We start from the raw sequence: 23834 nt of genomic DNA, 5'->3' as shown, positions 1-23834 counted from the left end.
CATTTCTAATCCGAACTTTCTTTACAGGCAACTCATGAGATTTGTAGTATCCAAAAATCTTTCTATTTTTCTATTTAGTAATTTACTAAATTACTAATTTACTAAATTTATATTAATATTTCTATACTCCTGTGTCAATACAAAGCAATGGAATGTCTATCTTACAACTTCGCACTAAAACCGGGCAAAAATTCCTGTGAAACAATAGTATTCAGGGCGTTACATGCATTGGTTAGGTAAAATTAACCATTAAAAGGAATAATATTGTATCATTAATACGTAAGTTTAATAGAAAGATTCTAATCGACAATATCAGAATTTTTCTATTATTAAAAAAATACGGGAGGTCTATATGTTTAGTCAAACTGTAATTGAAGATGTACTAGGAACAGCTTTATCAACAGGTGGGGATTTTTCTGAGATTTTCATTGAGGATCGATTTACCAACAACATGACCTTACAAAGTGGAAAAATAGAAACCTGTCTTTCAGGAAGGGATTTTGGGATTGGGATTCGCGTGTTTAAAGGATTGCAGAGTGTTTATGCTTATACAACTGACTTTAGTAAGGAAGGACTTATTAAAGCAGCCAAAAATGCAGCACAAGCCATTCAAGGAAATACGATTATTAAGCTACCTCCCTTTGTACAAGAATCCTATGGTACGAATCATCCTATTCAATTGATGCCACAAGATGTTGATAAATCTAGAAAAGTAGCCATCATGAAGACTGCCTATGATAGTGCAAAGGACTATCACGATAGTATTTCACAGGTTACTGTCCGGTATATGGACGAAGAACAAAATGTGCTGATAGCAAATTCAGAAGGAAAATATATCGAAGACAAACGAGTACGTTCAAGACTGGCCATTCAGGCTGTGGCAGTGCGTGACAACCAAATGGAAGCGGGCTCATATGGGCCAGGTGCACATCAAGGCTTTGAGTTCTTTGAAAATTTAAATACAGATCATTATGCACAAGAAGCAGCACGGATTGCCGTAACAATGTTGGATGCAAGTCCATGTCCAAGTGGAAAATTCCCTATCATTATCGATAACGAATTTGGCGGGGTTATTTTTCATGAAGCATGTGGACATGGATTAGAAGCTACCTCTGTTGCTAAAAACAACTCAGTATTTGCGGGGCGAATTGGAGAAAAGGTTGCTCCAGAAATCGTTACATACATTGATGATGGAACCCTTCCAAATGAATGGGGCTCTCTCAATATTGATGATGAAGGAGAAAAAACTCGAAAAAACATCCTGATTGAAAATGGGATTCTAAAAGGCTATTTAATTGATAAATTTAATTCAAGACGCATGGGGATGGAAGCAACCGGTTCAGGCAGAAGACAATCCTTCCGGTTTGCGCCAACATCTAGGATGACCAATACGTATATCGCACCAGGAAAATCAAGTCCTGCAGAAATTATTGCAAATACAGAAAATGGTATATATACAAAGTATATGGGCGGTGGCCAAGTCAACCCAGCTACTGGTGATTATAACTTTGCCATCATGGAGGCCTATGAAGTGAAAAATGGAAAGCTCGGAAGACCATTAAAAGGAGCTACTTTGATTGGAAATGGGCCAAAAACCTTACAGCTTGTCGATATGGTCGGAAATAATTTGGGTCATGGCACAGGGATGTGCGGTTCTCTAAGTGGAACTATTCCAGTGAATGTTGGTCAACCGATGATCCGTGTCAGCGAAATTACTGTCGGTGGGACAAAGGGGGAATAAGAAATGGAAATACAAGAATTTAAAACAATGCTTTTTAGTGAAGCACAAAAAAGTGGATTTACAGATATTGAAATTTATTATGAAAAGAAGGAAGTTTTTGGCTGCCAAGTGTACAAAGGGGAAATTGATCAATATGAAATTGCTGAAGACGGAGGCGTCTCATTCCGTGGGATGGTAAATGGTAAAATGGGCTATGCCTATTCAGAAAAAACAGATGATACATCCATCCCCTTCCTTTTAAATAATGCAAAAGAAAATGCAACGTTTATGAATGATGATAGTATGGAGGAAATTTTTGCCGGAAGCAGTCAATACGAACAAAGAAACTTTTTCTGCTCGTCCATTACCGATGTATCCATTCCTGAAAAAATACAATTTATCAAAGATGTGGAACGTGAATTATTTGCACAAGATCCAAGAATCGTCGCGACAGATTATTGTTCCATTCGGACGGAGTCGGTTACAAGAAATCTTGCCAATAATAAAGGTTTGTCATTACAAGATAAAATAAATTATTTGTATGTAATCGTGGAAGCCATCGCAAAAGACGGAGAGGAAACGAAAACATCAGTTGAATTTGAAATAACAAAAGACTTCCATCAGTTAAATGCAAAAGAAATCGCCAAAAAAGCTGCAGAGGAAGCTATCTCCCAATTTGGGTCTAGAAATATCAAGAGCAAAGATTATTCTGTTCTACTAAGAAATGATGCAGCCGCCAATCTATTCGCAACATTTTCGTCTAATTTTTCGGCTGAAAATACTCAAGCTGGAATTTCGTCATTGAATGATAAGCTTGGAAATCAAATTGCATCTCAAAAGATCTCGATTGTTGATGATCCACTCCTTGAAAATGGTCTTGCAAGCAGAACGTTTGATAGTGAGGGAGTTGCTTCCAAGAAACTTACCTTGGTACAATCAGGTGTTTTACAATCCTTACTTCATAATCAAAAAACAGCAAAAAAAGATCAAACAGAAACAACTGGCCATGCCCATAAAGATTCCTATAAAACGGCTGTCAAAGTGGGCCCATCCAATCTTTATATCGAGCCTTCAACTACATCATTTGAGGAGTTACTTGCTTCCATGGGTGAAGGCATATTAATCACTAATCTATCTGGCTTACACTCAGGAGCTAACCAAATTTCTGGTGACTTTTCAGTTGCAGCCAATGGATTCTTTGTAAAAGACGGTAAGATCAGCTTCCCAGTCAATTTAATGACAATTGCCGGCAATTTTTATCAATTATTGCAAAATGTTGAGGAAATTGGCTCTGATTTAATTTTCCCACTATCACCAATTGGTTCTCCATCAGTATTAATTAAATCGTTGTCTGTTACTGTAGAATAATTATTGTCGGCCTCCATCGATAATACGGTGGAGGCCTGCTCTTTTTTAAGTATAATATTCAGTGTTTTTTATAGTGCTTTGATAGATTGGGTTGGTTTTCCAGAAGTCCAAGAAGGTATCATTTTGATTTTTTTACCCGCGGAAATCGTGTGTTTACCCGCGCAAAACCGCTTTTTACCCGCCAACTTCACTGTATCCCTCTATTTTAGATAATGTCATCACTCTGTAGGGCTGAAAGAGTATCCCTTTTTATCAAAATTTCCTTTTTGTAGTACATTTTGACCCTTTAAGAGGTTTTAAAATTTTGTTAAACTCCAAATTTAGTTATCGAAAGATGTGAATTTGATTCCAATGAAGGCCCCCGTCTGATGTGGTATACATAGTACTTGGTTTTTCATTTTCAGTCGTAATCCACCATCCATGTTTCTCATCCGCTATTGCCAAATATGCTTCCCCATATCCTTTTAACGTCACATTGCTGTTTATCCACGTTTTTCCTGCATCTTTCGTCCAACCAATAGAATTTGGAATATCACATGCTGGGCATGACCCACCCATAAATGCAATTTGTGGATTTACCACATAAAGAGGTCCAGGTTTCGCCCCCATATTATTTGGCCCATTATTATACTCTAGACCGAAACCAGGAGCTGGTCCGCCGCCTGCCGTTGAATTAGCTATAACTGTCTTCCATGACTTCCCACCATCAATAGTGTGAAAAACGGAGTATGCAGTTTGATTCATTCCAGTACCTCCGATTAGCTCAATCCAAGCATCATTCGTTCCGGCTGAGCGTATCATGGCACCTGCTAGTGGGGAAAATAAACTTTTGGTCATGACAGTACTCCACGATTTCCCACCATTTATCGCCCTTTTCACATAAAATACGTTATTACTTTGCGTTACTGCCCACCCATTTTTTACATCGTGGAAATAAGCATCACCCACCATTCTTTTAGGTGTTGGCAATGAAATCCACCTTTTTCCGCCATCTTGTGATAAGTATTTCCCACTTAAGGCAGTGGTTTTTGATGTAAAATGAAGAAAAGAATTTGTAGGAACTATTCCAATGAAGGCCCAGTGCTTTCCACCATCACTGGATTTTAGGAGTCGCAAATTAGTACCACCTTGATTCAATGTAGCCCACACATCTGAATGATTTAGCGCAAATAATTGTTTTACTGTCCCACTACCTTGATAAACAACCGCCCACTTTTTCCCGCCAGAAGTAGTTTTTGCTATCCAGCCATTACCACCAACCCATCCTGTATTGAAATCAGCTAGTCTAACGGCTGTGACCAAGCTCCTATTTACGTTATTTTGAAGTGCTGTAGTATTCTTTACAGGCTGAATTGGTAAAATTCCACTGGGATTTGCTGTTGTTCCAGGTGATTTGTTGGCTCCACCTGATGTATCTGTTGTTGTTCCGGAGGATTGATTAGTTCCAGTATTTATAGATGCTGAGCTTGAATTTGTTGTTTGTTGACTTGTTTGGTTCTTGCTTTCTGTTTTTACATCACTCGTTTTTTGATGAACCACAGTACTACATCCAGTAAGTACAAGAGAAATACTCAAAACCAACATAATCATTTTATTTTTCAGCATATAATTCCCCCACTTTTACTTTCTTACTACTATTAGACTGATTTTCTCCAATAGGGTTTCAATTTTCATCGTCTATTTTTGTGTAAGAAAGTAAGTGAATCCTTAAAAAATTAAAAGGTAAATGATCACTTTTAAGGTATCAGTAAGGAAATTATTTGAAAGGTACTCGTTTATCTCGTAGTGCCATTCATTGATTTGGTTGTTTAACCATTTTTAAAATAAAAAGTTCTCTTATAAATGCACCTGTACCCATTGAACAGCCTATGACTGCAATTAACGATACACCTCTAACAAATATGAATGGCGAAAAAACAACTTGTAAACTTCCTAATATAATTAAAATTCCTAACAAAACACACCCCATTATTAACTGCTGTTTATCCTTTTTTTCTTTCATCGTTTCGCCTTCCGCTACCATTTTTGGATTTTCCCCATTAATCATTAGCAATATATTGGAATGTTTTAATTACCCTCTTTTATATTAAACATATGCTCCATTTACTTATTATCATGTGCTAACTCTAAGAAAAGCTTTGTTTTACCAATACTTCTTGCAAAAGGTATAAATATTAGACTCATAACTGCTATGAAAACGCAAATAATGATAGCGCTATACAAATAATCAAAGTGTATGGAAGTACCATCAATCAGGCTAAGAATATAGGTCATTAGCATACCTAATATCATGCCAAGTCCCAGGCCAAGTAAGATATACACAAAAATTTGTGTCATTATTACTTTGGTAATTCCATTCCGGTTTAAAGATAACGTTCTCAGGATGGCCAGTTCTTTTCTCTTCGAGTATACATTATTAATTAATGTATTTATTACAGCTATACATACACTTACAAGGAGAATATTAATCACTGCAATAAAAATATGCCATCTCTGATACAGCATTAATTTTGATTCTTTAAGCGAAGTTTTATAACTATTCACTTGGATTTCGGGATACTGGCGCTTCAAGGTTGCTATTTCCTTCAGAGTAGACTTTTCATTTTTGCTGCTAATATAAAAACTGTCAAAGTGAATAAACTTTGTAGTAAAAGCTTTGTTACTTCGGTCAAAAATTACATCAGTAAACGTTGCTGGAAAGTCTTTTACAATACCTGATACAGTATAGGTACCATTCGGGATCATTTTTTGCGCTTCATCTGAATAAAGCCCCAGATTTAGAGTTTCACCTTTTTCAATATGATATTTTTCGGCAAATTCCTGAGTGACAATCATTTCCTTGCCAGTTACGTTTGACAGTTCGGGTAGGAAACCTGCTCTTGACATCTCTTTCATATCCACCAATTGGTATTCAAAATCCTTAAATTTTCCATTCACCTCAACACCCGCTGTTGCAACACCTGTTGTAGCATAAGAACTTGTAACCCCATTTACTTCCTTTATTTCATTTTGTAGTTCGGTTAAAGGCAAATTAGATTGAGAACCCAGTCTGCTTTTTAGAACGATATTTGTTGGATATTGTTCTTTCAGATAATTTTCCTCATTTGTTTTGATCGTATTAAAAAAAGCAGATCCAAAAACTGCTATGATCATCATCGTACTAATTGTTAGTATGACAAATGTATTTCTTCTAACTTGGGGAATCATATTTCGAATTGCAATATATGCCTGTTTTCCAAATACGATTCCAATTAAAGGTGAAATACGTGCTAGGATCGTAGGCAATAGTAAAGGCAGCAATTGGAATACACCCAAGACCAATAATAAAGCTGCAACTAAAATGTAGAGAGGAACTCGATTTGCTATACCGAATACTATTAGTGATAAACACGCTATTAAAATACTGGTTCCAAGGATCTTCCTGAATTTTTTACCGGAGAAATCATTCTCTTCATTGCTTTGAAGGATTTTTATTGGCAGTATTTTCGTGCTTTTATAGGCAGGTACTAGCATGAAAGCCTGTATTAATGCTAAACTCACAATCATGATCAGAATAGCTATACTATAATGCAATTGGATACTTTCACTTTGAAATGAAAATAATTGTTCCAGACCTTCATGCAGGAGCTGATAACAACCTAATGCAAGAATGAAGCCCAGTAAAGCTCCGGTAGCATTAATGAGACCTGTTTGCATCCAAACCAGCTTGAATATCTGGTTTCTGCTTGCCCCTATTGAGCGCATAATAGCAAATTGATTTTTATACTTATATAACACTACTTCAAAATTTGTAATTACTACTAATGACGTGACAATCAGGACAAGAATAGAAAGAACAATAATAAATCCGTTTAAGTATTCTAAATTTTTCTTTATTATAGGGTCTTCTTCTACAACATCAATTCTCAAAGACGGGTCAAGCTCCTTAATCTGATTTGCCAGGAAAATCTTATTAGCATCAACTTTCGCCTTTATCTGAATATAAGTTGCTTCATTATTAACTCCTGTCTTTTCCAATATTATTTGTTTTACAATTTTTCTAGATAAAATAAGTTTATCGGTTACGATTCCTGCTCCTTCTATATCATCAATTACTTCACGCACTCTAAGTGTCCTATTTTCAATTGATACTTGATCTCCCGTTTTCGCTTTTAATTCTTGAGCTAGCCTTTTATTAATACTTACCTCATTTTCGGCAATATTCTTGCTAACCTGATATCTGCTTTTTCCAAGAGAATCATTTTCAATACCGAGCGTGTATACTTCAGACCTTATCTTATTAACGTTCAGTCTAGTAACCAATACAGACGAATAGGCTTGTACGTTCTTTAGTTTAGAAATATTTCCGATAAAGGCCGTATCTATTTGCTTATTATCATCAAGGTTATATCCAACGGCAATATCCATAATCCCATATAATTTATGTATTTCTGATTTAAGTGACTGCTTAGCATTAACAATAAATAAAGACATAATGATAATCAAAGAAATAGATAGCATTACAGTTACGATGGATGAAAGGACAATAAACTTATTAGTTTGAAAGAATCTAAGGGACAATCCTTTAATTGAATGAATCATTTGGAATACTCCATGATTTTTCTAAACTTGCTTAGAATTCGATCCATATCTTTTTCATCCTGTTGACATATAAGCTCATCAACAATATGTCCATCGTGGAAGAACATGACCCTGTCTGCAAAGGTTGCTACATAAGGGTCATGGGTTACAATGATAATGCTTTGATTAAATTGATCTTTCATGTCTTTTAATACCTTCAGAATGTCTGTAGACGTATTGAAATCCAAATTACCCGTTGGTTCATCTGCGAGGACGATTGGAGGGGAGGTTATAAGGGCGCGGCCAATAGCTACCCGTTGCTGCTGGCCTCCTGATAATTGAAATGGCCTATGATTTCTCCACTCCTTTAATCCAACAATCCTAAGCATATTATCAACTTTATTGCTGATTTCATCACGTTTAGTGCCTTTTAATATCAATGGCAGTGCAATATTCTCCTCGACAGTTAGATCTTTAAGGAGGTGATATGCCTGAAAAATAAATCCGATGTTTTGACTACGATAAAGCGTTGCCTCCGGCTCAGTAAAGATATCTTTTTGTTTCTTATTTTGGAGGACAATTTCCCCTTGGTTTGGTTCATCTAAAGCTCCAATTATATTTAGCAATGTGCTTTTCCCCGAACCACTCGTCCCCATAATTGCCAGAATTTCTCCTTCATTTAAATCAAAGGAAACTTTATTAAGTGCAACGACTTCATGTTCCTGTCCCTTATAGACTTTATGTAGATTCCGAATTGATAAAATAGTATTTTTCAACCTAAAGCACCTCACTAAAAGATTAATGCTCTTTCCACTCAGTACCACTCTGATTGGGACAGATACATTTCATGACATCGACCTTTATCTTCTATTAACTCTTCAAAAGTTCCTTCCTCATTCCCCTTTGATATACCTTAAATAAAAGATTCATCTCTACAAACTCAAAACCAATTTAGGAATTAATGTCTCTCTGCTTTTATGAAACTTATGTGTATCCTCACTACTTCTTCCAACTAAAGAATTTTGCGTTAATAAATTATCTGAAACGCACAAAATTGCAATTCCATCCTTGTTCATAATCTCCATACATCTGTAAAATGCTGCTGTCTCCATTTCTATTGCCTCACTGTCAAACTGTAAAATTTCATTTAAATGAAGATACTCACAGAATATCGAATCAGTACAATATACGATTTTCTCTTTTAAATCTAAGCCCATTTTTTTAGCAATTGATAACACATTTTCCTTTACATCTTGTTTTGGATATACCTCTTTTTGAAAATGGTTTTTCGATAATGTTTCGTACAGGTAAAGTGAAGCACCATCGCCAGCAATACACTTTGATGGTGTAATAATATCTCCAATCTTTAAATCTTCTTTTAATCCCCCCACTGCTCCTATAAAAATTATTTTTTTGCATTTACTATTCCCTAATGTCAAACAAAGGTCCACCATATTTGATGCACCACTACCAGCTTGAATATAACCATACTTCTTCCCATCTATTTTCAAGATGTAGCCATTGAAATACGATCCTTCTTTAACCAATTCTATGATTGCATCGTAATTTTTAAATATTTTTTCTGGTTTCCAGGTAGGTGCTAAAAAAATAGCCTCATAATTTTCATTTTCATCTAATCCGTATATCTCATTCAGGAAATCCACTGTTCCACTATATTTTTCCATACTCAATTTAATCTTATTGTATAAATCCATATTTTGCTCCTTTCATTCAGGTCTAACTTTTGAATAATAAATTATTTTAATAATTTTAATGCCTGAGACTAGATCTACCTGATTTAGGTTTTGATATAAATAGCATTCCAATCTTTAATTCTTGCAACCTTTTAATTTAATTAAAAATGAAACCTGGGGAAGACTTTTTACAAAGACAACCTCCATTGATCTGAAAATCCCGCTCCTAATGCTGTTCCTTCGCCACCATCCGAGCTATGTTCCATCTTTTGAAAAATATTGACCGATATAAATCCAATAATTGGTCCTGAAATACCAATGAGTATGTCAGATAAAACATAGAGGTGCTTCTTTCTTGTTATACAAAGAAATAGCCCTAATGTTTAAAATTAAAAGAGATGCCAATAAAATAGTCCATATTAATAAATATCCGCTCATAGCAACCTTCCATTTTTTTGAAAATTAAGAGAATAACAAAGTCGTATGATTGATTTTAACATATTTTACCTTTTGTGGTAAAACTATAAGAATAAGTCGTTACGAATATTAAAATTCAAATAAACATTGATATAATATGTAATTTTAAAAAGACCAAATCCTATGCGATTTGGTCTACTAATTAGGTTGCTATATGAAATGTTTCTCCACAAAAACGGAACTACTTGGAAAAATACTAACGGGTTTACTTGTGGAGTATAAGTCTGGAAATAACAGAGAAATTACTTGTTCATTCGTATGTTTTCCACACTATACAAATCATGGGAAAATTCCCATAAGGATTTGTCTATCTTCGCTTCAATGAAGGCCTTTTCTCTTGTTTCTCAACCAAGTTTGGGCCTTCATAACCTTGATGAAGGCCTTTTCTCTTGTTTCTAAACCGAGTTTGGGCCTTCATAACCTCAATGAAGGCCTTTTCTCTTGTTTCTTAACCGAGTTTGGGCCTTCATAACCTCAATGAAGGCCTTTTCTCTTGTTTCTTAACCGAGTTTGGGCCTTCATAACCTCGCTGAAGGCCTTTTCTCTTGTTTCTAAACCAAGTTTGGGCCTTCATAACCTCGATGAAGGCCTTTCTCTTGTTTCTCAACCAAGTTTGGGCCTTCATAACCTCGATGAAGGCCTTTTCTTTTGTTTCTCAACCAAGTTTGAGCCTTACTCTTCTCAATCAAATTAATCTTTAACTTTATTTTTGTGTCTATTAGCTAACTTCATAGCGAAGAACTGAGGAATTAAATTCAAAAAACTAACCAGGATTAATAATTGATTTGGAGTTAATGGCTTAAAATAGCCACCCCATCGTTCGTTCCCTGTCATCTCGCTTATGAAATAAAATGAAATTATTACAGATAATATATTCCCAATAATAAGAGAGATTGAATTGCGACAGAGTTTGCCGAAGAACGCAAGAAGTGAAGTCACTACAATCATAATTAAATAGCCGATCATGGAACGGTTAGCAAAATCTTGGTGCATTGAAAAATAAACAAACGGAAAACAGTATAAACAGACTATTAGAATACCAATTACTATTTTTCTCATATTGTCACCCCTCTTTGTATAATTATAAATAGAAAAAATATATAGGTTAGTGGAAAACTTGGACACATCCGAAGACTACAATAAGTTGAGTTTATTGGAGACAAGCAACTTTCTACCATTATTTTTTTATTATCATTGTCACTTCGATTTTGAACATAATCCAAGAAATGAACCAGGCTAAATAATCGTTGAGGTATCCAAAAGGCATCTACCGTTAAAAATGATAAAGACTATGGTACTATGTATAGTGACCAATTATTTTTTAAAAAAGAAGGTAGAGATTATGGCATTAACTTTATATTGGCATCCACAATGTCAAACATGTCGGAAAGTAAAAAAATGGCTTGATGATCATCAAGTTTCCTATAATGAAATGCATATAGTTAAAAGTCCTCCATCACGGGAAGAACTTCAAGATCTTTATCAAAATAGTGGCCTTGAAATAAAAAATTTCGTTAGTACGAGTACTAAGAAATACCGTGAATTGGGATTAAAAGATAAAATAAAGACAGCAACGGAAAAAGAACTGCTCGATTTATTGGCCACAGATGGCATGTTACTAAAAAAACCTATTTTAACAAATGGCGAGAAGGTTATCATTGGATTCAAAGAAGAAGAACTTGAAAAAATAAGTTCCCAATCATTAGACTTTATATAAATATATGAAAAAATAGACTCTCATTTTATGAAAGTCTATTTTTTTAAACCCTGTTTTTCCCAATAGTAATGAATAAACTCTTTGAAGAGTTCATTTAAACTCGCCTTTTTTTGATTTTTTAACCATTCAGCTTGGTCAATTGGCAGGTTTAATTTCAAACTAATTTCTTCATTGGGCATTTCCACTCTTCTTATTTCTTCTAATGTAATCCCATCCTCAATATTCGGAAACCACGAATCATTTTCGTTCAACTTATCAAAATCTTCATAGTCCTGAATGTCATCGAGTTCACAGAACAAATTTAGCTGTGGTAAGCCACCTGAAAAGATTTTTAAATGCATAATTGAATTGATGATTCTACCATCTTCTAACTCTATCTCAATAATTAGATTTTCCACTTTTCTATATTTTTTTACCACAACTTCACTGACAATCATACCCAATTCCAGCGTGAATCCCGAACTTGCCACCAAGATATAGATCGCGCTTTTAAATACATGTAGACTCTCTCCATCAATTTTTACGGATTTTATCCCAACCATAAACCGTTCCCCCATACCGTAAGTTCAACTATTCGTTATTGATTTACTATTTCTGTAAAAATTTATTTTATCCGGAAACATGCTTCCACAAATCAACGTAAAAGGTCCTGCCTGGAATAGATATTTTAATACCTAAATGTTCCTACCATGATAGTTCCTTTTAAAAGTATCAAGCTATAAAGATATTTATGTCAAGTTCAAATCTAGAAATAGGATATTCCTCCCAAACATGTAATTTCTCAATAAGTCTAATTTTACCATATGGGAATATGCTTTTGGTCTCAAAAATAAGGAAAATCACTTTATCAACTCTAATTGAATCTAATTTACTACAATCCTGCATAGTGAAATTTAGCATTATTGGTAACTAAAGTAATTCACGCTAGCCACTTGAGAAACTAGATCATTGGTAAAATTTTTCTCTTATCACCTTTGATAAATTTCAGACCCTGCTACCCCGAATAAACGCAAAAACAGGAGCCTTAAGCCCCTGCTGATCACGGTGATGATTAAGCATTATTCCGTTACTGCTATCCAGCCTTGATTCCACTAGACAAAAAAACTGTTGTCCTATTAGTTGAATAGGAAACTTAAAATAGGAGGCAATACCAATAATACTATTGAACTAGATATGAGCAATTTTGATATTTTTTTGGGGAGTTTTTCTCGGCCTTTACCCGAATACCATCCACTAAACTGATATTTATTCCTATACAGTACAAAAAATAATGTCAGAATTGCGATTAGTACCATCCAGCCATAAGTGTCAACGTTAGTACCTAATTTTATGTATACATACTTAATAATGGAACTTAAAATTCCAACGAAAAATACAAATATAAAAACGATTCGTATTAACTCCAATAGTACCTTCATTAGTACCACCCTCCTACTTAATCACACACATAATTTTACCATATATTTCTAATAATATGTTAAGCTAAACAAAAACTTATTTTACGTACATCACTTAACAATCTAAATATTTATTTTAAAATAGGATAAAAAAAGTAGCCGCTTTCTTATGTCATCAAATTATTGCTTATTAATTGGTAAAAAACAGTTTCCATCTTTTGAACTATTTTGGTATTTTTTAAAAGACGAGATATTATTAAAACAAAACCGCTTGTTCCGTAAAAACAGTGTAAATTATTGTTGAATTCTATCGAAAAATGGCGATTTTTGTATAAATATGTAATAGTATAATAGTATAATAGTAGCATATAAATTATTACTAAGGTGGCTATTTACTAAATGAATATAGTTTGTACGGGGTATGGAATCATCGCTCCAAATACAGTAAATATTGATCAATACTTATTTAATCTAAAAAATGGGGTATGCTGTATTGAAACAGTTGAGAATGCTGGCCCTCAAAACGAATCTAACATAGTAGGAATAATTAAAACTGGTATAGAAAAGTTTGAAAATGATAAGCTGCTAAAGAGACTTCCCAGGGTTACGAAACTCGGAATGGCTGCTGCCGAAGAGGCTATTCAGTCCGCTAACCTGAATTTAAAAAATAGGAAAATAGGACTTTTTTGGGGAAGTTCATTAGGTTCCTTTATTGAACAGTCATTTCAAGATTCAATAATCTTTTCAAACGAAGATAATTATAGAAAAATACCAATGACTTTTACTCATTTGGCCAATCATCATAGTAGCACGGCTTCTATTGCACATTATATTGGGACAAACGGAATTACAAAAACCACTTCAACTGGCTGTACATCAAGTTTAGAAGCTATTCAGGATGCCATTCTTTATTTAAAAAGTGGGATCATTGATATCGCAATTGTGGGAGGATCAGACAGCCCGATTAGTAAAGCAACTACTTACGCATTTGCAAAAACAAAAGGTCTTCCACTTAATCAAGATATTTTCACTGGAGCAGTCCCATTTCAGGAAGATAGTAACGGGTTTGCTGTCTCAGAAGCAGCTGGCGCCATTATTTTAGAAAGAAAAGATGAAGCGATAAAAAGAGAGACACATATTAAAGGTGAAATTGTAGATGTAATTTCAAATAATGATAGTGTTTATAATTTCGCTGCAGAAGAAACAGGACAGCAAATGATTAATGCCCTAAAAGAAATAACTCATGGGCGTAAACCAGATTATGTTAATAGCCAAGCCCTTGGATTTCAACTCAATGATCGAATTGAAAAAAGATGTTCCGAAGAAATATTCAACCATCAAGTTCCATATACCTCAATAAAAAGTATGATCGGACATCCTTTTGGTGCTAGTGGAATTGTGCAAGTAATTGCATCGTTATTAAGTATTCAACATAATTTTATCCCGCCTACTATTCGGACATCCAAAAAAGGATTTGAAAACATGAATATTGTAACCACGACTAAATATCAGGAAGTAAATGAAGTGGTCATTACAAACCATGGACTAGGCGGAAACAACACCTGTGCTTACATAAAAAAATCGAGCTAATTCATTTTCTATGTTTAAACATCGGAGGGGAAAAGTTATATGATCATTGGAATATTGATTTGTACGATTGGAATAATCCCTATCGTTCTTGCACTGGGCATCAAGAGAATCTATAAAGGGACAAAGTTATCTTTAAGTTTATTTATATATATGTTATTAATCACTATTTGGCAGGAAGATATCGGGATCCTTTATTTTAAGGATTTATTTAATCAAGACGTTATCCTTAATCTTTTCCGACTTTGTCGAATTGCACTCATTTACGGAATTCCAGTTGTATTTTATGTAGCATACGTCATCATGAATCAATATTCCACTACGTTTAAAAGTGACACAATTCTAAATAAGTTATTAAATTTTGTTTTTACAAAGAAAATCTTATACCTTTTACTTATATGGAGTTCCATCATCTATATTATAAATTGGACAGACTTTGGTATAAAAGGATTAAAAGTTGTAAAAGTTACCTACTCTCCCGTTGAATTCTATTTTCCGATATATGGTTCTATATCCTGGGTGTTTATGGTACATATGAGTAGTTTTATTTTATTTTTTATTTTTTTATTTCTTATATCTTGGAAGATTCATAACACAAGCGTTAAAAATTTCTTAAGTACATTTTCAATCTGTTCATTTTTATTGTTTTTGACAGGTTTTATTAATTTTTCGCCTACAACAGGTGCTATTGCAAGCAGCATTGGCGTAATTATTTTTTCTGTCATTATTATGTTCTCATTTATTAAGATGAATCACGATATGACAATTAAATACAATCAAGTAGTAGAGAGACAGAAAAAACTAGACTATACCGGCAACTTAGCAGGTAGCTTAATACATGAAATTAAAAATACAAATCAAGTGATAACAGGTTTTGCAAAAATGCTGGAAAAGAGCCATTCCCTATCGGAATTTGAAAGAGGCTCCTTAGAAATGATTTTAAAGGGTGCCAAACAAACAGATGACCTTGCTAATAACTACAGAGAATATATGAAAAATTCTAAAATGGAATTTAGAATAGAAGAACTGAATGAGATTATTGAAGAAGCGATTGAATTTTCCAAAGAATTGACAAAGGACAAACAGATTGACATTGAATTTATTAGTGAATACACACCTTTAAAATCCTATATAAATAGAACATATATGCAGCAAGTCTTCATTAATTTAATAAAAAACAGTTCGGAAGCAATCCCTTTAGAAAGGGAAACTAGAAAAATTAAAATAAATATCGACCTTTATGATGATTTTATTGCTATTAATTTTTATGATACTGGACAAGGGATCGCACCTGAAAACTGGGAGAGCATTTTTGATCCATTTATGTCTTCTAAGGAAAAAGGGATGGGGTTGGGTCTTCCTTTTGTAAAAAAAATTATCTTTGAACATAGAGGAGATATCATTGTCGCCAATAGTTCACCTGCCGGGACCCATTTTCAAATAAGAATTCCCCAATTTGAGATGAGTAATATATAAAAAAAGAATGACGAAAAAGTGTATAGAGGGGTCAGTCCCACTGATTTAACGCCGGCGGCGACTGACCCCTCTATATGGACTGTAAAGTATATAAAAGCTTAAAATCATCACCAGCTCCATTGATAAAAGATACCATGGCCAAGGGCCAAGATAATTTAAAATAGATGCGTTTCCTGGTTTTTCAATGATATAGAGATAATTAGAACCAATTGTCTTATTTATAAAAAATACACATGCTGCATAAAGGTTCACAATAAGAATGGTCGCCCACAAAGAACGATGCGTAGGCTTGAATTTGAAGGCAACCACAATAAGCAAACAAGCCAGTACAACCCCTCCGTGTAAAATAAAAAACTCGAAATATTGAAAATGGGGAAACGAAAATTTGCCAAGGTCAGGGGTTATGATCGCTTGAATAGAGCTTCCTATCCCAGCAAAATACATAAATTGAAATAGTTTGTAGTTTCTCGTTAACAGCATCACAATTGCAAGAAAGACTGCAAGATCACTTAGATGAAGAGGTAAATCCTTTTTGATTGACCAAGCATTTTCATAAATAAGCCATAGATGGTGCAATAAATCAGCAATGAATAAAATAAACACTAGTAAGAAACGTAAAATCCTCTGTTTCTTACTAACCTCATTATGTATGACAAATAAGAGTAAGCAGAGAGCTAAAATAATTCCGATCGTAAAGAGGTGTGCAACTGAAAAAAGCTGAAATGAATCAAGTTTTGAGTGAAACTGAAAATAAGCTTGCATCCCGAACTACCCCATTACTCGAATTAATTTTATAAGTACTTTATAGTTTGTCGAAAAATATTCAAGTTTATTCTCTGCAATTAGGGGACTGTCCCCGGGCTGTACAACTCTAGATCATTTACCTGGAGGTAATTTGTTTATACGTTTCTTCATTACAAATAACAAACATTTTTGCCTGATCCGCGATTTTCTCTTGATTTCTACGAGCAATATCAAGTGTGCTACCATCTGAAATCAGCGTAGCCCCCATTTCAAACAACTCCATTGCCGCATCTTTATAGGTAACCCAGTGTGCTTTCTTGTTAATTTCATAAAGATTCTCACCCTCAGTATTGCTCAATAACTGATTAAATAGTTTACTAGAACCATGGTTAATCGCAGCCTGAGCCATGAGGCGTGAAACTGAATCATTTGAAAGAATAAATTCGTCCACGTTCGCATGTTCAAACAATGCAATATGTTTGTCTTTTTTAATTTCAACAATAGTGTAAATGCTTTTTTCGTACTTTTTTGAGAGATGCTCTACACGGGAGGCAATCAAAAGCGTTTTCCCGTCAGCAAGTTCAGAATGAATATTCATATCATCTGAAAAAATGGCAACAGATTTTGCCTGAAGAATATTTGCTTTCATCAGTACCTCTTCTTCAGCAGGATTGCCGCTGACAAAATGGAGCCGTTCATGCTCAAATGGTGTTCGATCAGCATGGTCGATTACAACCACATCGCATTTTTCATTACCACAAATGATTTCTTCGAGTACATTTTCGAGCTTTTCCTTTGATGATCCGATCAAAATATAATGCCCTTTCCCTGAATACGACAATTTTCCTTCCTCCTTCAGCTTCAGGTACGTGCTAAGACTTTCAAAAATTTTTCCGATAATAACACCCATTGCTCCAATTCCAACAGTGTAAAGGAGAAGCATCGTAAAAATTCGCCCGAAATCACTTTTCGGAAAAAAATCTCCATAACCAACTGTAACTAATGTCGTCATCGTCCACCATATTGCATCGATAAATCGAGGGAAGGTTTCGGGCTCGACCATTCTCATTGTGAGGCTGCTTACCATGATCAGCAAAAAGGCAAGACCTAGTGCCTGCAAAAGTGAAATTTTCGTCATTTTTATAAAAATCTTATGTAAAATCCACATTTACTGCTCTCCCCTTTTTAACCCTGCAGGTAAGTAATAAGAAAGATTGTTTGTAATTTGGCCTCCAACTCTAAAACCGACAGCTGCCGGTTTCCCGTTCAGCAGAAAACAACCGATCAAAAGTCTGCCATCTTGCACACCCTTTTCACTAGTAAAGGTTACACTTGGGAGTTCGATATACTCCTGGTAAACAGCCTGGAATGATTTATACGTTGTTTGTGGGTCAGCATCCACCCTTTTGCCAGTTCCCGTAAAGATCTCGACGGTATCGCCTTCACGCCCGAAGGAAGGCTTTTTAACGTAAGACTTTTTACTTTTGAAAAAATAATCCTCTTCTAAAAATGTCGGCAAGAAATATTCCTCAATCCAGCCATGTTCTTTCTCTGTGAAAAATAAATGGTTTTCCTGATGCAGTCCCCAAATAACGGCTTGGACAGCCTTATTTTGCAACAAAAATGCAGAAGGCGGATTAACGACAGCGAGCTTTCCCGATTGGACAAGGTCGAGCAGCCATAAACCTATCTTGTTTCCCTCAGAATCCTCATCGGAGATCAGGTTTTCGATAGGAACAGTCTGCCGGTACAAAATATCAATTTTTCGACCAAATTCATCATACAATCCTTTATCTTTTTCAATCTGAAGTTTATGAAGCGGAACAAATCTTGAAGGTAGCCCAGATATTTTCTTGAGATACAGAACTGTTTCTCTGTCTTCCAGACTATCTTCATGGGCAGTAAAAACGATAGTTGGATTCTTCTCTTTTGGTTGCCTTGCCGCTTTAATGACACTTTGATAAACGGATTCACCTAACAGTTTTTCTAGCCCTTCATTAAGATCCTCCACACCAAATTCTTTGCACACCTTACCATTGATATGGTACAGCTCTTTAATGAAAGTTGGGGTATCAGCATTAATTTCAATGCATTTGTATGAATCCTGGTGACGAATAAGATCAAGCCTTGCAATAACGCTTTCCGAATTTAGTGTTTTTAAACGCAAAAATGGAAGGGTCTCCGCTGGGTAACCCATTTCAAGAAGAGTGGTGTCCGGCACTTCCCGAAGCAGTCTGCATACCTTGAAGAAAATATGGCCAATACGGGCGCTGGCAAGGCGAATTTTTTTAATTTCAGCGCTGTCTTCAAGCCTAATATCATAGAGGGCATATTCCTCGCCATAAAGATCGGGCCAGAAATTTTCAAGCCTGCTATAAAAATGGCTTCTTTTTTCATTATAAGACGAACTCAAGATTCCGCCTCCCCAAGCTCTTTTACATAAATGACATAAACTCCTCGGTCCTCATCTATTTCAGTAGAAGTCATCATCATTTGGCCAGAACCTGGAACATCGACGACATCCTTAAGCAGATACCGAATGATGTCAAAATGGGTTTTACAAGGTATAAGGGCAAGCCGCTTATAATTCTCTTCTTCTCTGAATTTCCGTATTTCAATATGTAGACCTTTGCCACGAAAGCCAAACTCATTGGCGGAGGTTACATTCCTGCCGATTTCTTGAAGCACAAGAATGTCATCCTCCCCCTCCATTTCATTGGAAACTAGCTGGTACTGGCGCCCTCGCATAATAAAATAAGTGCAAAGCTGTCTGGCATACAATTCATCAACGCCGACAGAGGGAACAGTATATTCATAAAATGGCTCATAATCGCCATTGCCTTTATCGATAAAATAGGTCAGTTTTTTCATTCAAGCACCTCTAGCATAATCTAAAAATAGTAGCAGTGGATATTTACTTCTAATTAGTAGGACAGGCATTTTGCAACGATCCAGCCAATCGATAGTGACAATGAAAATAGCATAATCCCTACTGCCCGATTATCCTCCTCAATGGCCTTGCTGATGCTGAAACGAATTGTTATCAACTCAGCAAAGAAAAAAATGATAATTTGCGAGATGATTCCTACTGCTCCCCATATCGCCATATCAAGAAGTGACACGGAATATTCAGCTGCAGCACCTAAAACGAGTGCCAAGCCTACCATTTTTCCACCAAGCGACAGTGCAGCAGTTGCGTTCTTTTCTCGAATGAGGCTGAATTCCTTCACTTTTGGTGTACTCACGACAAAAATCAAAATTCCTGCGGCCATGAGTAAAAGCGCAACCCCTAAATAAGAGGCAAAATTAATATATAAATTCACAATGATCCCTCCCTTTCCATTAAATTAACCCCCAAAGCTATTCGAGCCACTTCCAAAGCCAGAGCTACCTTTGACGGTAGATCCATCAGATCCTGTACTGCTATTTGTACTGGTTCCGCTGTTTGTGCTGGTTCCACTGTTTGTGCTGGTTCCCCCGTTTGTATTTCCCGCTGTGTTTCTGCCTTTAAAAATGGAACTGTTTTTATACTTCATATACTCTGAGCTTTTGAACAAATCTGACTTGCTGCTGAAATACCTGCCGCCGTGATAATAATGGTGATAATAACTTGTACCCCCATCTTCACATTGATAAACTCCGTCATCCGAGTCCCATTCCCAATTTGAACAATTTTGGTCTTCTGGTGCCGGTGGAATTTCTTCGTTATCATAGGTTGGCGTATCTGAAGAGCTGCCGCTCGAAGAACCGGAAGAAGATTGATTTGATTCCGTAAAATCATTCCATTCTTTTTCCGACATCTGATCTTGAGAAGATCCCCCGCAGCCAGCAATGCCAAGCATGAACACAGTCGAAGTAATTCCCGCCATCACTTTCATTGTTTTTCCCAATTCATTCACCCCATTTCATAGTGCTTTATAATTTACGAACCAATTTCCAAAAAGATTCAAGTTGTTCCATATTTTCCTAGGACATTATTTTAATAATGTCATAAATATGTAATTTTGGAAAGACTTAAAGAAATTTCTCCGCACAGAAGTTAATTAGATATTAGAGAGAAAAGTGTTACTTTAAGGGCAGGAGAATAAAGAAAATAACCGCTTACTGCCCATATTTAAAGAAAAATCGCTGATTAGCGAACAGAAAAAAATACTCTCCCCGTAAATACGGAAAAAGTATTTTTTCTAAACATGATCTTGTTTTTACACCCAGCCTCTAAAACTTGAGGCTTCTGCTATTTTTTTGATTCCGACCATATAAGCAGCTAAGCGCATATCGACTTTACGGCTTTGGGCAGTATGATAAATATTTTCAAAAGAATCAACCATGATCTTTTTGAGTTTTTCATCAACCTCTTCTTCAGTCCAATAATATCCTTGATTATTTTGGACCCATTCAAAATAGGAAACTGTGACGCCACCAGAGTTGGACAAAATATCTGGAACGAGGAAAACTCCACGTTCTGTTAATATTTTCGTTGCTTCAAGAGTTGTCGGTCCATTCGCTGCTTCTACCACGATAGAAGCTTTAATATCTGCAGCATTTTTTTCAGTAATTTGGTTCGAAATAGCCGCAGGAACAAGAATATCACAGTCAAGTTCGAATAGTTCTTTGTTTGTTATCGTACTAGAAAATAACTTAGAGAATGTTCCATAGCTGTCTCGATGGTCTAGTAAATAATCAATATCGAGTCCATCAGGATTAGCGATTGCACCATAAACATCAGAAACACCAACCACCTTAGCCCCGGCATCATGCATGAATTTTGCCAAGTAGCTTCCTGCATTTCCAAAGCCTTGGATAACGACACGTGCACCTTTAAGTTCAATTCCCTTTTTCTTTACTGCCTCTTCTATTACGATCGCTACACCACGGGCAGTGGCTGTTTCACGACCTTGTGAGCCGCCTAATACAATTGGTTTACCCGTAATAAATGCTGGTGAGTCATATTCACGCAGACAGCTGTACTCATCCATCATCCACGCCATAATTTGGGAGTTGGTATAGACATCCGGTGCAGGAATATCTTTATTTGGGCCTACAATTTGGCTGATAGCTCGAACATAACCACGGCTCAATGCTTCAAGTTCATTAAGTGACATCTGGCGTGGATCACAAATGATTCCGCCTTTTCCCCCACCGAATGGAAGATTGGTAATACCACATTTTAAGCTCATCCATATGGACAATGCTTTAACCTCAGCTTCATCAACCTCTGGATGGAAGCGAACGCCACCTTTTGTCGGGCCGACTGCATCATTATGCTGGGAACGATAGCCTGTAAAGATCTTAACAGAACCATCATCCATTTTCACTGGAATCCGAACCGAAAAAAACCGTAGTGGCTCTTTTAGTAACTCAAACATTTCTTCTTTATAACCCAATTTCAGCAACGCTTCATGAATGATCGTTTGCGTTGAGTAGTACATATTTAACGATTCTTGTTCTGCTTGTTGTTGTTTTGATACTTCACTTAATACAGCAACCTCAGTCATGGTCGAAACACCTCTAACAGTCTGTTTTTTTTAATGGCAATAGCATTCGAAAGTGGATCTCCACTTAATTAGGCAGCCTCTTGTTCTAGATCTTCAGGGCTCTTAGGCTTATGGCCCTCCCATTTTGAAATGACAATGGCAGCTAACGAGTTGCCGACAATGTTTACACATGTACGTGCCATATCAAGAATTCGGTCAACTCCTAAAATAAATGCTAGGCCCTCTACTGGAATTCCCACACTTCCTAAAGTAGAAAGTAGAACGACAATCGACACTCCGGGCACTCCCGCAATCCCTTTTGAGGTTACCATTAAAATAAGAACCAACGTAATTTGATGCCAAATGCTCAAATGAATCCCATACATCTGGGCAATAAACAATGCACAAATCGCTTGGTATAGAGTGGATCCATCAAGGTTAAAGGAATAACCAGTTGGGATAACAAAGGATGTAATCGCCTTTGGACAGCCGATTCTCTCCATTTTCTCCATAATTCTAGGAAGTACTGTTTCCGAACTTGCAGTTGAATAACCTAAAATCAACTCATCTTTTAAATAACCCAATAACTTAAAGATGTTATAACCAGCAATTTTTGCAACTATTCCCAAAACAACCAAAATAAAGAATATCATTGCACCATATACGGTAATAACAAGTTTTCCCAGAGGTACTAAGGATGCCAACCCAAATTGTGATACAGTAACACCAATTAACGCGAAGACACCAAATGGCGCAAGCTTCATAATCTGGTTGGTGACATAAAACATTGCGTCTGCTGTTCCCCTAAAAAATTGAATGATCGGTTTACCCTTTTCTCCAATTGCAGCAACGCCAAGTCCAAACATAACAGAGAAGAAAATAATAGCTAGCATATCTCCATTTGCAAATGCCTGCACAACATTGGTTGGTACAATATTTACAAACGTATCAATCTCAGAATGTGCTGCTGTTGCTTTTTCAGTGGTAACATAAGCGCTCATATCTGCTTTAACAAGTTGTGAGCGATCTACCCCTGTACCAGGATGAAAAACATTCGCTATCAAAAGTCCAACAACAATGGCAATCGTCGTAATAATCTCGAAGTAAAGGAGCGTTTTTCCTCCGAGTTTCCCTAATGACTTCATATCTCCTGTTCCCGATACCCCAACGACTAAGCACGAGATAACAATTGGAACAACAATCATTTTAATTAATCTTAAGAATACGCTTCCAATTGGTTGTAGGTATGTCACCACATGCGGATTTCCGTAAAAAACTGCCCCAACAATAATACCAAGAACTAGGCCAATAAAAATTTGCCAAGCTAAACTAATTTTTTTCATTTGTTCTTCCCCCATCCATAAGCAGTAAGGTGACCAAGAAACTATACTTGCTCAAAAACCCTAGCTTATAATTGTTTTTTTGTAAATTAAGATCCTAAACCTTCATCATAATAGAAGATGCCTTCTTATCTGATAGAAAGCCGGATAAAAACAACCCCATTGAACGAATACCCCTGTTAGCCATCTTGCAGATCTTTCAAATAGGTAACCGATAAAAACATTACTTAATCATTGTGTGGAAGAGAACCCATGCATATCATTACCACTCTTCCTTAAT

19 protein-coding genes are annotated in these 23834 nt (G+C 35.9%); 5 read left to right on the top strand and 14 right to left on the bottom strand.

Annotated elements, in window-relative coordinates:
* The first annotated feature begins 352 nt into the window (after positions 1–352).
* Both RCG20_RS19370 and RCG20_RS19365 read left to right on the top strand, forming a co-directional pair.
* Positions 353–1741, top strand: a complete 1389-nt coding sequence (locus RCG20_RS19370) for a TldD/PmbA family protein (protein WP_308181769.1) — start codon at positions 353–355, stop codon at positions 1739–1741.
* Positions 1742–1744: 3 nt separating this feature from the next.
* Entirely contained in the window at positions 1745–3088 is a 1344-nt protein-coding gene (locus RCG20_RS19365) for a TldD/PmbA family protein (protein ID WP_308181768.1), read from the top strand.
* Positions 3089–3412: 324 nt separating this feature from the next.
* Here RCG20_RS19365 and RCG20_RS19360 read toward each other — a convergent pair whose 3' ends face one another.
* The 5 genes from RCG20_RS19360 to RCG20_RS19340 all read right to left on the bottom strand — a co-directional run bounded on the left by RCG20_RS19360 (position 3413) and on the right by RCG20_RS19340 (position 9363).
* Positions 3413–4693, bottom strand: coding sequence for a WD40/YVTN/BNR-like repeat-containing protein (locus RCG20_RS19360; protein ID WP_308181767.1), 1281 nt, complete (start codon positions 4691–4693; stop codon positions 3413–3415).
* A 187-nt stretch (positions 4694–4880) separates the two neighbouring features.
* Complete coding sequence (locus RCG20_RS19355) at positions 4881–5090, bottom strand: hypothetical protein (protein WP_308181766.1); 210 nt, start codon at positions 5088–5090, stop codon at positions 4881–4883.
* A gap of 101 nt (positions 5091–5191) precedes the next feature.
* On the bottom strand, positions 5192–7669 hold the full coding sequence (locus RCG20_RS19350; protein WP_308181765.1) for an FtsX-like permease family protein: 2478 nt from the start codon (positions 7667–7669) through the stop codon (positions 5192–5194).
* Positions 7666–8424 (bottom strand): ABC transporter ATP-binding protein, encoded by a 759-nt coding sequence (locus tag RCG20_RS19345; RefSeq protein WP_308181764.1) that lies wholly within the window; start codon positions 8422–8424, stop codon positions 7666–7668. Before RCG20_RS19345 ends, RCG20_RS19350 begins: the two co-directional genes overlap by 4 nt.
* A 156-nt stretch (positions 8425–8580) precedes the next feature.
* Positions 8581–9363, bottom strand: coding sequence for a phosphorylase family protein (locus tag RCG20_RS19340; protein WP_308181763.1), 783 nt, complete (start codon positions 9361–9363; stop codon positions 8581–8583).
* Between the two features lie 1798 nt (positions 9364–11161).
* Between RCG20_RS19340 and RCG20_RS19335 the strand changes: the two genes are divergently transcribed.
* The gene (locus RCG20_RS19335; protein ID WP_308181762.1) at positions 11162–11536 is read left to right on the top strand and encodes an arsenate reductase family protein; all 375 of its coding nucleotides are present in this window, start codon (positions 11162–11164) and stop codon (positions 11534–11536) included.
* Positions 11537–11571: 35 nt separating this feature from the next.
* Here RCG20_RS19335 and RCG20_RS19330 read toward each other — a convergent pair whose 3' ends face one another.
* On the bottom strand, positions 11572–12078 hold the full coding sequence (locus RCG20_RS19330) for a hypothetical protein (protein WP_308181761.1): 507 nt from the start codon (positions 12076–12078) through the stop codon (positions 11572–11574).
* Positions 12079–13332: 1254 nt separating this feature from the next.
* Between RCG20_RS19330 and RCG20_RS19325 the strand changes: the two genes are divergently transcribed.
* Positions 13333–14523, top strand: coding sequence for a beta-ketoacyl-[acyl-carrier-protein] synthase family protein (locus RCG20_RS19325; protein ID WP_308181760.1), 1191 nt, complete (start codon positions 13333–13335; stop codon positions 14521–14523).
* A 39-nt stretch (positions 14524–14562) separates the two neighbouring features.
* Complete coding sequence (locus RCG20_RS19320) at positions 14563–15996, top strand: sensor histidine kinase (RefSeq protein WP_308181759.1); 1434 nt, start codon at positions 14563–14565, stop codon at positions 15994–15996.
* Between the two features lie 45 nt (positions 15997–16041).
* Here RCG20_RS19320 and RCG20_RS19315 read toward each other — a convergent pair whose 3' ends face one another.
* From RCG20_RS19315 to RCG20_RS19280, 8 genes are all read right to left on the bottom strand, one after another.
* Positions 16042–16758, bottom strand: a complete 717-nt coding sequence (locus tag RCG20_RS19315; RefSeq protein WP_308181758.1) for a YwaF family protein — start codon at positions 16756–16758, stop codon at positions 16042–16044.
* Positions 16759–16876: 118 nt separating this feature from the next.
* On the bottom strand, positions 16877–17908 hold the full coding sequence (locus tag RCG20_RS19310; RefSeq protein WP_308181756.1) for an ion channel: 1032 nt from the start codon (positions 17906–17908) through the stop codon (positions 16877–16879).
* A complete protein-coding gene (locus RCG20_RS19305) occupies positions 17909–19153 on the bottom strand; it encodes a glutathionylspermidine synthase family protein (protein WP_374120488.1) in 1245 nt (414 codons plus the stop codon).
* Positions 19150–19611, bottom strand: coding sequence for an RNA helicase (locus RCG20_RS19300; protein WP_308181755.1), 462 nt, complete (start codon positions 19609–19611; stop codon positions 19150–19152). The genes RCG20_RS19305 and RCG20_RS19300 overlap by 4 nt, the downstream gene beginning before the upstream one ends.
* Positions 19612–19664: 53 nt before the next feature.
* Positions 19665–20012, bottom strand: coding sequence for a DUF350 domain-containing protein (locus RCG20_RS19295; RefSeq protein ID WP_308184404.1), 348 nt, complete (start codon positions 20010–20012; stop codon positions 19665–19667).
* 75 nt (positions 20013–20087) lie between these two features.
* Positions 20088–20630: a hypothetical protein gene (locus tag RCG20_RS19290; RefSeq protein WP_308181754.1), complete on the bottom strand. Its 543-nt coding sequence runs from the start codon at positions 20628–20630 to the stop codon at positions 20088–20090.
* 312 nt (positions 20631–20942) lie between these two features.
* On the bottom strand, positions 20943–22235 hold the full coding sequence (locus RCG20_RS19285) for a Glu/Leu/Phe/Val family dehydrogenase (RefSeq protein WP_308181753.1): 1293 nt from the start codon (positions 22233–22235) through the stop codon (positions 20943–20945).
* Between the two features lie 68 nt (positions 22236–22303).
* Entirely contained in the window at positions 22304–23557 is a 1254-nt protein-coding gene (locus tag RCG20_RS19280; RefSeq protein ID WP_308181752.1) for a cation:dicarboxylate symporter family transporter, read from the bottom strand.
* Positions 23558–23834 lie beyond the last annotated feature (277 nt).

The organism is Neobacillus sp. PS3-40, from assembly GCF_030915485.1.
GTDB lineage: Bacteria > Bacillota > Bacilli > Bacillales > Cytobacillaceae > JAUZPL01.
Note: the sequence above shows the minus strand (reverse complement) of the source record. Positions and strands in the feature narration are given on the sequence as shown.